At 27.9% G+C, this 10,185-nt stretch carries 7 protein-coding genes and 1 pseudogene; 2 read left to right on the forward strand and 6 right to left on the reverse strand.

Going from position 1 to position 10,185, the window contains the following annotated elements; translation table 11 throughout:
- Positions 1-270: 270 nt before the first annotated feature.
- Together Q0H31_RS12080 and Q0H31_RS12085 are read right to left on the reverse strand one after the other, a co-directional pair.
- On the reverse strand, positions 271-2,085 hold the full coding sequence (locus Q0H31_RS12080; protein ID WP_295298532.1) for a methyl-accepting chemotaxis protein: 1,815 nt from the start codon (positions 2,083-2,085) through the stop codon (positions 271-273).
- Between the two features lie 183 nt (positions 2,086-2,268).
- Positions 2,269-4,408, reverse strand: a pseudogene (locus Q0H31_RS12085) (ankyrin repeat domain-containing protein).
- A gap of 288 nt (positions 4,409-4,696) precedes the next feature.
- On the opposite strand from Q0H31_RS12085, the gene Q0H31_RS12090 reads away from it, so the two are divergent.
- Complete coding sequence (locus Q0H31_RS12090) at positions 4,697-5,569, forward strand: flagellin (protein WP_295298534.1); 873 nt, start codon at positions 4,697-4,699, stop codon at positions 5,567-5,569.
- A gap of 100 nt (positions 5,570-5,669) precedes the next feature.
- Here Q0H31_RS12090 and Q0H31_RS12095 read toward each other — a convergent pair whose 3' ends face one another.
- Both Q0H31_RS12095 and Q0H31_RS12100 read right to left on the reverse strand, forming a co-directional pair.
- The gene (locus Q0H31_RS12095) at positions 5,670-6,041 is read right to left on the reverse strand and encodes an ArsR family transcriptional regulator (protein ID WP_295298536.1); all 372 of its coding nucleotides are present in this window, start codon (positions 6,039-6,041) and stop codon (positions 5,670-5,672) included.
- 2 nt (positions 6,042-6,043) lie between these two features.
- Complete coding sequence (locus Q0H31_RS12100; protein ID WP_295298537.1) at positions 6,044-6,277, reverse strand: hypothetical protein; 234 nt, start codon at positions 6,275-6,277, stop codon at positions 6,044-6,046.
- A gap of 174 nt (positions 6,278-6,451) precedes the next feature.
- Here Q0H31_RS12100 and Q0H31_RS12105 point away from each other — a divergent pair, with 174 nt between their 5' ends.
- Entirely contained in the window at positions 6,452-6,637 is a 186-nt protein-coding gene (locus tag Q0H31_RS12105) for a (2Fe-2S)-binding protein (protein WP_295298539.1), read from the forward strand.
- Between the two features lie 5 nt (positions 6,638-6,642).
- Here Q0H31_RS12105 and dapF read toward each other — a convergent pair whose 3' ends face one another.
- Together dapF and Q0H31_RS12115 are read right to left on the reverse strand one after the other, a co-directional pair.
- The gene (gene dapF, locus Q0H31_RS12110; protein WP_295298541.1) at positions 6,643-7,482 is read right to left on the reverse strand and encodes a diaminopimelate epimerase; all 840 of its coding nucleotides are present in this window, start codon (positions 7,480-7,482) and stop codon (positions 6,643-6,645) included.
- 261 nt (positions 7,483-7,743) lie between these two features.
- Complete coding sequence (locus Q0H31_RS12115) at positions 7,744-9,969, reverse strand: glycoside hydrolase family 2 protein (protein ID WP_295298542.1); 2,226 nt, start codon at positions 9,967-9,969, stop codon at positions 7,744-7,746.
- Positions 9,970-10,185 lie beyond the last annotated feature (216 nt).

Raw genomic sequence — 10,185 nt, forward strand, 5'->3', positions numbered from 1 at the left:
CCTAAAGTTGAAAAACAATTGGAAATTATATATAATTTAGCAAAAAAGGAGCTTTTTTAGTTATCTGGGTCAGCCCCATCTTTTTTACGAATATATGTTTTTTAATAAAAATGATGTATCGAAACTATTTGCTTCAAGAAATATAAGCAAGCATCATTCTATTGGGGCATTAATTAGTGTAGGATTCCATTTTGGGGAAAATTAAAAATAAATAAAGGGCTTGTAAATATGCAAGTCCTTTATTTTATATAACAATAATTTTAAATATTATCAATTATCTGTATTAACTTTAAAATATTCTAATTCTGATGACAAATTATTAGCACTATCTACAACCTCTTTTCCTAAAATAGCACTTTGATTTGCCAACTCTGAATTCTCCTGAGTAATCTCATTTAATTCATTCATAGCAACATTAATTTGTTTTACACTATCCTCCTCTTCAGAAGCTGCTTCATATATAGTAACTAATATATCCGAAACATCTTTGGCCGACTTTTCTATTTCTAAAAGTATCTCTAAAGACGATTGAACCGATTTATCTCCAATTTCTATTTTAGAAACAGTTTTATCTATAATGTTAGTAATATTACCCGCCGCCTCATTAACATTTTGTGCCAATGCTCTAATCTCAGAAGCAACAACCGCAAATCCCCTTCCCTGCTCTCCAGCACGTGCCGCTTCAACTGCCGCATTAAGTGCTAATATATTTGTCTGAAATGCTATTGACTGTATTAGTTTTGTAATATTAGAAATTTCTTTGCTGGACTCAGAAATCTCCATCATATTATGAGATATTTCATTGACAGCATTAACACCGTTTTTAGTAGACTCTGTAACCTTAGAACTCATATTCTTAGCTTCAAATGAGCTTTTTGAAGTGTTTGATATAGCCGAGAATAAATTTTCTATAGAGCTTGTCATCTCCTCAACAGCAGCAGCCTGAGCTGAACTTCTATTTGATAAATCATCAATGCCTCCTGATATTTTTTCAGAAGAAGTATTGATAAGAGATATATTAGTTTTTAATTTAGAAAGTATCTCATAAATTATATTTTGCATATCATTAATAGAATTTGTTAAAATACCTGCCACATCTTTTCTCGCCAAATCCTTTTTATCGAATTTATTATCAAATCTGCCGCTTTTCATAAGCTTCATTATATCAATAGCCCTATATAAATTATTAGATAAAGGAATAACTATTTTTGCAACTAATAAACATTCTAAAACTATAAGAATAATCACACACAAAAATAAAGAAAGCATTAAAAAATTAAACTGTGAATAAAACGGCTTAGCACTTCCTTTAAATACCAATAGCCAAGGAGCATTATCTACTCTTTGAATAGAATACCACTCATCTTTTATTATATCCAAGTCCCCAATATGTGATGATAAATTACCCTTAAAATTAGCAAAAGTCTTATAAGTAAATAAATTATTTGTTTCATTTAATATATAATTATCATTTGTATGAGTCATAAAAATACCATTCTCAGAAACAATATAAACCTCTTCTTTAAAATTCTTTTTTAAGCTTTCTGCTATGCCGTTTATATTATCAAAATCTACAGCACATACGCCTTTTAAAGAGTTATTAGTATAAACTGCTTTTGAAAATGTTACAGTAAGGTTTTTAGATACATAATCAATATAAGGATTACTTATCATTATATCATTAGTTGTAATAGAGGCTCTATACCAATCTCTTGAAGTTTGGTCGTATGTTGCTGGAAAATCTTCTAATGAATTTATAAAAATTCCGCCCTGAGAATAAGGAACAGTATCTCCGAAATAAATATTTAAATAACCTGAATCAAGTTTTTGAACATTAGTTAAAAAATTTCCCAATTCGACCAAATTAGAATTAGACTCTAAATATGCCCCCATAACGTATATGGTGTTTTTTAATTCATCAACATAACTTTCGGTTCTTGTTTTTGCTTCTAATAATTTTAAATACCTTTCATTTAAAAATCGTTCTCTATATATAGGTTTATAAATAATAAAAATTGCTAAAAATAATAGTAATAAAAATATTATAAAAGGTGCTATAAATTTCACCATTAATAAATTTTTCATAAATAAACCCCTATATAAAATTAAAACCGTTAGGCTTAGATAATAACTGTTATTAGAAATAAAGTCAAAAGCTAAATAAATTTTTTTTAAAAAAAATTATTTTATAAAACGCCAGACTATGTAATTTAGTGAGATATAATTAAATTACATATTTACAAAATAATTTTTAACTACTATAAAAAACTATTTGCTGTATTTTTCTAATATATTTTTCATTTCATCTTCAAACTCTATATAGAATTCTAAATCTTCATTATTTATAGATGGGTCTGCTCCGTTTTTTAATAAAAGCTCAAATATATCATTTTTGTGATTTTTAGCAGCTATAATTAATGCAGTATTTCCTTCTGGATCAAACATATTAAGATTAGCATTATTTTCTATAAAAAACTCTATAAGATTTATATTATCTCTCCTTACAGCCATCATTAATGGAGTATATCCGTCTCTTCCTTTTTTATTAATATCTGCATTATTATTTAATAATATCTTTGCAATCTCTATCTTTTCTACAACAGTTAAAGCTGTAAGTCCGACATCATCTTGAAAATTAACATCTCCGCCTTCAGATATATATTTATTTATTTCATCAGTTTTGGAATATAAAACATCAAAAATAAATTGAACACTTTTTTTATATTCATCATCATGATACTTTCTAAAAATTTTACACATCTCATCATTCCAATTTTCATCTGCATAATATGAACATCTTCTTCCATAACCATCTCTTGCAAATACATCGGCTTTATTTTCTATTAAAATTTTTACTATATCAAGATGATTATTAAGAGCAGCAAGAATTAAAGCAGTGTAGCCTGATTTAGCTTGAATATTAATATCAGCATTATGCTCTATTAATAAATTTAATATTTTTTTAGCATTGCGGGAAGCAGCATACATTAAAGCAGTAGCATTTTCATTATCTACAGCATTTACATCAGCTCCCCTTTTTATAAACTCTAAAGCTATATCAAAATTATCATCATTATTAGCAACATACTCTAAAGCCGTTTTATTTAAATAATTTCTAAAATTAACATCAGCATTATGCTCTAATAATATTTTTATTATTTCTTTATGATGAAACTGTGAAGCTAAAAGCAAAGCATTAGAACCTATTGAATCATCTGATTCATCTATTGTATTATTAATATCAATTCCTTCAGCAATATATTTTAAAACTTTATCAATATTATTTTCAGCAGCAGCATATAAAAATTGTATTTCTCTTGATGATGATTCTTTTATTAAATCTGCTATTTCTTTTACATAATTATTTCTGCTGTATGCAATATCTAATGCAGTTTTTGAAGATTCATTTTTTAATGTTAAATCAGGTTTATATTTAAGAAGAAGTTCAACAATATCTCTATTTCTTTCTTCTACGGCATACATTAAAGGAGTTTCTTTTCTATGGTCTGATAAATTTATGTCGGCATTATGCTCTAATAATATTTTTACCATATTATAAGAATCAGCATCACAGGCTAATATTAAAGGAGTTTTTTTAAATTCATCTTGCACATTTATATTAGCATTATATTCAAGAAGAAGTTTAACTCCTTCAATATTTCTTCTTTCGCATGCATTAAGCAAGGCGGTATTCCCATTATAATTATTTGTTAATTCCGTATCAGCACCGTTTTCTAATAAAATCCTCATAAAATCTTTTTTTTCTTCATCGTAAGAAGCAAGCATCAATGCCGTAGAGCCTTTGCTATTTTGAACATTTATATCTGCACCATATTCTAATAATAATTTTATTATTTCTATACTAGGGTTGTTTTCTATAGAAATATAATATATAAACGCTGTTTCGCCTCTTTGATTTTTATAATTATGGTCATAGCCATTTTCAAGTAATATTCTCACTATTTCAGTATAATTTTGACTGCAAGCTATCATCAATGCTGTTAAATAATTTTTTTCTAATTTAGTCTCTATATACATATCAGCTTTATGTTCAAGAAGAATTTTAACAACATCTAAATTGCGATAAATACATGCATATATCAAAGCAGTATAATTATAATTGTTAGTTATATCTACAGAAGCATTATACTCCAATAAAAGTTTTACCATGTCAGTATTTCCTTTATAAGAGGCAATCATTAAAGGAGTGTATCCTTCTTTATTTTTAAAATCAATTTCAATAGCTTTTTTTTCAATATCATTTTTATTATTTTCAATTAATATTTTTGCTATTCCAAATACATTTATATTTATATAATTATTTTTATTCAATAAATATTTTATTTGCTCAATATCGCCCTCTTCTACAGCATTGAAAAAATTCAATTTTTTCTTTATTTGTAAACATTATGAGTCCTAAATTTATAAATTTTTAAACAAAAAAATAAAGTTATATAATACTTATAGATAGTATATTTAAAAATAAAGAAATATCAATAAATATATGTTTATAGAGTAAAAAACACAAAGAAAAGTTTATAAATACATAATAAACATAACATTTTCCTAAAAATTGCATAAAAAATAAAAAAAAATATCTAAAGCCAAGAAAAAAAATTAATAATTAATTTGTATAAACCGATAATATATACTAGTTCAAGGACGGACTAATACACAATTTTCACGGAGGAACCATATGGTTATCAATAATAATATTAGTGCAATAAATGCACAAAGAACTCTTAAATTCCGCCAAGTAGATTTAAGAAAAGACGCAGCTCAAATATCTAGCGGTATGAGAATCAACCAAGCTGGAGATGATGCTAGCGGATTAGCAGTATCTGAAAAAATGAGAACACAAATCCGCGGTTTACGTCAAGCTGAAAGAAACACTCAAGACGGTATATCTTTCATTCAAACTACTGAAGGTTACTTAGAAGAAACTACTAATATCCTTCAAAGAATTCGTGAATTAGCTATACAAGCAGCTAACGGTATCTACACTGATGAAGACAGACTTTATGTACAAATCGAAGTTTCTCAATTAGTAGATGAAATCGACAGAGTTGCTTCACAAGCTCAATTCAACAAACTTAATATGTTGACTGGAAGATTTGCTAGATCTACAGGAGAAAATACTCCTACAGCTTCTATGTGGTTACACATCGGTGCTAATATGGACGAAAGAAAACGTGTTTATATTGGTACTATGAATAGCCAAGCTCTTGGACTTAAAAATCCAGTTGGACCTGCTACTACTGCTACTTTCATTAGTGTTTCTAACCCTTCTAAAGCTAACAGTGTTATAGGTATGGTTGATGAAGCTCTTCTTAAAGTATTAAAACAAAGAGCTGACTTGGGTGCTTATCAGAACAGATTAGAAATGACTGCTCAAGGCTTAATGGTTGGCTTTGAAAATATGCAGGCTTCTGAAAGCAGAATTCGTGATACAGATATGGCTGAAGCTTCAGTTAAACTTGCTAAAGATCAAATTCTTAACCAAGCTAACTTGTCTATGCTTGCTCAGGCTAATCAGTTACCGCAAGGTGCTCTTAGATTATTACAATAATAATAGCCTAATAGCTTAAAAATAAAAAGGGTGATACTATTTTTAGTATTACCCTTTTTTATTATCTTAAAATTTATTATCTTAAAAACTTATTATACCTCTAACAATTTATAACCATCTTAAATTGATTCGATATCTCCTTCTTTATAGCCTGCAAACTCTGTGATATAGATGATTGACTCACATTAAAAATCTTAGCTAATTCCACCTGACTTTTTCCCTCTGAAAATAATTTTAATAATTCCTTTTGCTTTGGTGAAAGTATTGCCACAACCAAATTTGAAAGCCTCTCATATTCTACATAACTTAAACTATTTGTATAAAGTATATTCTCTAAATCCTTATCTGTTAATACCACTTCCCTGCTATAATCTCTATTCTTCTTAAACTCCCTCTTGCCGTATCTAATCTTCTTTAACATCTCATCGCATAATTTTACACAAGTATTATATTTAGGACATAAATTACACATTATTAATACTCCTTTAATACATATAAAATATCTTCTAATAGCATAGCTGAATATTCAATAGATGTATCAAAATTAAGCTCCTTTACAGCATTATCAACATCTACCCTCATTATAACCCAATCCTCCCAATTAACTTTTTTATTGTAAAAATAATCATCATCATCAATATTATCGAGTATTATTTTTACAAGTTTTTTGTTATAATTTTTATACTTTCTTATTGGCGGTTTATTCATAAGAAGTCTCCCAAACTAATGTATAGTAATATACTGTATATTACTATAGTAGTTTTATATACTATATATACTTTTTTTTCAATACCCATTTTGAGGTTTTTTAACATTTTTTTATATTTTTTGTTTTTTTGATTAGAATAGTTAATAAATCATAATAAATATAAGAGCTGTGTAATGATAAAAGAATACAACAAATATATATGTAAATGTAAAGAATTATCAATTGAAGAGATAGAAACATTAAAAAAAGAATACGGATTAAAAACATTAAGAGATATAGTAAAAAAGACAAAAGCAGGCACAGCTTGCGGAGGATGCAGGAACAGATTAAAGGAGCTATTTAAAGATAATTTAAGATAAAAATATTATAATTCTACATATCCTCTGTATGCATATCTTGCTTCACCTTTCATAAATACTGTGTTATCTTTATAAGTTAATATCAAATCGCCGCCCAATAGGTGATTGAGTATAATATTATCAGTTCTTTTGCTTATAAATCCAGCCACACAAACAGCAGAAGCACCCGTACCGCATGCTAAAGTCTCAGCACTTCCCCTCTCCCAAGTTCTCTGTATAACCTCACCTCTATTAATAACCTGCACAAACTCTACATTTGTTCTGTTTGGAAATATTGAATTATTTTCTATAAAGCTTCCAATATCATCAATTTTCATATTTTTAACATCATCTACAAATATAACACAATGAGGATTACCCATAGATACACAAGTAAAATAATAAGTTTTTCCATTAAAATTAATAGGCTCATCTATAATTGGAGTTTTATCTATAGTAGTTGGTATTTTTAAGCCTTCAAGTATAGGAGAGTCCATATTAATTTCAACACTATCAACCTTATCATTATTTATAAATAAATTAGCCTCAAGCACTCCCCTTAATGTCTCTATTTTCATTGGGTTATTTTTTGATATGCCATTATCATAAGCATATTTTGCCACACACCTTATACCATTTCCGCACATTTCAGATTCAGAACCATCATAATTAAACATTCTCATAGTTACATCTGCTATATTGCTCGGCATTATTAAAACAATACCATCAGCACCAATAGAATAATGCCTATGACTTAAAATTGGAGAATATTTTTTAGCATCTTCAACAGTAAAACTCTCTTTAAAACAATCTATATATATATAATCATTTCCTATGCCATGCATTTTAGTAAAATTTAAAGTCATAACAATACTCCAAAAAGCATTAAAAGATATTTGGCTTTATAGTAAAAAATTTTGCATTTTATTTCAGTTTTTATATTTTTATTGTTTTAGGCTATTAGTATACAAACATCTACTTATTTTGCAACCTAAAAGAATCCTTTAGGCACAACCAAAGATAGCACTTTATATTAACCAACCGAAAAAACTTTAGCGTAAATGCATCAAAAAAGTTGATAACATCTATATTTTACAAAAAATAAATGTATTATTAAAAATATACTATTATTTTACTTTAATTTCTATAGTTTTAGTTTTTACTCTGCTGTTTGCAACAGTTACTGTTATAGAGCCCTTTTTGTTGTTGGATTTTACCCAGAAAGAGTAATATCCGCCTTCAAGTACAGGGTTATCATTACCTATTAATTGTCCGGAGCCTTTAACATCTATTTTTATAGCTTCATTAATGTATGGAAGTCTATTTCCTATAGCATCAACAGCTTTTACTGTTATTCTTGTAGCGTCCCAAGCAGAACCATTATTTACAGCATTAATTTCTTTATCATCAGCAATTACTTCCAATTCTTTGAAAGTAGGATTTTTTAAGAAATGTTTCTCTATTACAGCATTGCCGTCAATATATCCAACCACTTTAGCATCTTCCCAATTCATAGCACTAACACCAGGAATATTGCTTTCTATTTGCATAATAACAGGAGGATGTTTTAAACCTTGATATCTTCCAGAAGCAGGATACTCTTTTACTAACAATATATTTTTATAGTAAAGTTCTACATAATCGCAATTTGTAGCAATCATTAAAGGAGATATTCCTCCAATAGACCTCTCTCCTCTTGCATATACAGTAATAGGTTCTAATACAACACCATTTTTATTGCTCATCTGTGAAGAATACACATTTGCAGCAAATTTTTTGTTTCTAAACATATCACAAACGCCATGATAACATATTCTATCTCCCGAACCAAAATCATAATGCGTATGATAATCAAAAGCACACCAGCCAGTAGAACCAGATATATGCTCATCTATAGCAACAGCATTAATAACATCAAAATGTCTCTTAGCATGCTCTATTAAACGCTCCTCAGAATCCTGCATCTTCGTAGGGAACATATGACCATTATATTCTGTTATCATATAAGGTACATTTTTATCTAATTTTGTTACAAACTTTTGAGCTCTTATAGGGTCATGAACACCATCGCAATTAAAGTCATTCATAGTGTATACATCTTCTAAAAGCTCACTTCCCATTATATATCTAACACCGCCTGTTTGTCTTGTTTTATCTAATTTATGAGCAACTTTGTTAGTTTCTTTATAGAAATTATGATTATCCTGACTTTCATTGATTCTCACACCCCATATGATAATAGAAGCATGATGAAAATCTCTCTCTATCATATCTTTAACATTTTCTATAGCAACTTTCTGCCACTCTTTATCTCCTATATGCTGCCAGCCGGGTATCTCTTCAAAAACCATTAAGCCTATTTCATCGCATCTATTTAAAAAATGTCTTGAAGCAGGATAATGAGATGAACGAACTATATTAAGTCCTAAATCAAATTTTAATATATCAGCATCTTTTTTCTGCATTCTCTCAGGCATAGCATAACCAACATAAGGAAAACTTTGATGCCTATTTAATCCTCTTAATTTTATTCTCTCGCCATTCAAAAAGAAGCCATCTACCCTAAACTCAACATCTCTAAAGCCAATATTTACAGAAACAGAATCTTCATTAGAAAGTGAAGCCTCTAATCTATAAAGTCTAGGATTATTAATATTCCAAAGCTCTATTCTATCACTGTTAATATATTCTTTGATGTTTATATCAGTAAATAATTCATCTTTTTTTAAAGTAATTTCTTTTTTTATCTCAAATACATTATATTCTCTATTATAAAGATTAATAGATAAAACTTCTTTAATGTTTTCTTTTTTGCTGTTTCTTATTCTAATTTTTCCATTGATGTTTTGTTTAGCATCTCCTATCACCATAACATTCTCTATAGAAACTTCATCAACTACAATAATCTGTACTTCTCTATATATACCGCCGTAACATAAATAATCTATTTCATTTCCAAATGGAGGAATATCATTTCTTTCAGTGCTGTCAACTTTAACTGCTATAATATTATCTCCGTCAATTAAAGAATCTGTAATATCATGAACAAAAGGCAAATATCCTCCCTTATGTTCTCCAAAACTTTTGCCATTAACAAACACTTCTGCAGCAGCCATTACACCTTCAAAGTTAATTAGAATTCTTTTGTTTAAAAAATCATTTTTACTATAATTAAACACATTTTGATATCCTGTAACAAGCCAAGTATCTTCTTCATTAAAATAGTGGAGAGGTATTTCTTTTACAGTATGGGGCAAAGTTATAGTTGTTGATTTTATAATGCTGTTTTTTATATCATCATTCCAGCTTTCTATAAATTTCCAATTAGTATTAAAATCAATTACTTTTCTCATAATATTTTACTCCAATATGGTGTATAAATTATTAAAACATGATTTTTTATTAAAAAAATAAGTAAAAATAATCATAACTTCATTTTAAATATGAATTATTGTATATTTTTTGTATAAAAAAGCAAGCATTCTTTATATTAAAATTTGTTTAGGAGCCATAGATATTGCACGTTTTTTAGTTAAAATAAAGTAGGTATTCCTTATAATATAAATAGC

It is taken from the genome of uncultured Brachyspira sp. (assembly GCF_934747485.1).
In the GTDB taxonomy this organism is placed as follows: Bacteria; Spirochaetota; Brachyspiria; order Brachyspirales; family Brachyspiraceae; genus Brachyspira.

Excerpts from the sequence above, each read along its gene's own strand:
- Q0H31_RS12100 (WP_295298537.1), bottom strand. The coding sequence starts at position 6,277 with ATGAATAAACCGCCAATAAGAAAGTATAAAAATTATAACAAAAAACTT.
- Q0H31_RS12095 (WP_295298536.1), bottom strand. The coding sequence starts at position 6,041 with ATGTGTAATTTATGTCCTAAATATAATACTTGTGTAAAATTATGCGAT.
- Q0H31_RS12105 (WP_295298539.1), top strand. The coding sequence starts at position 6,452 with ATGATAAAAGAATACAACAAATATATATGTAAATGTAAAGAATTATCA.
- Q0H31_RS12115 (WP_295298542.1), bottom strand. The coding sequence starts at position 9,969 with ATGAGAAAAGTAATTGATTTTAATACTAATTGGAAATTTATAGAAAGC.
- Q0H31_RS12080 (WP_295298532.1), bottom strand. The coding sequence starts at position 2,085 with ATGAAAAATTTATTAATGGTGAAATTTATAGCACCTTTTATAATATTT.
- Q0H31_RS12090 (WP_295298534.1), top strand. The coding sequence starts at position 4,697 with ATGGTTATCAATAATAATATTAGTGCAATAAATGCACAAAGAACTCTT.
- dapF (WP_295298541.1), bottom strand. The coding sequence starts at position 7,482 with ATGACTTTAAATTTTACTAAAATGCATGGCATAGGAAATGATTATATA.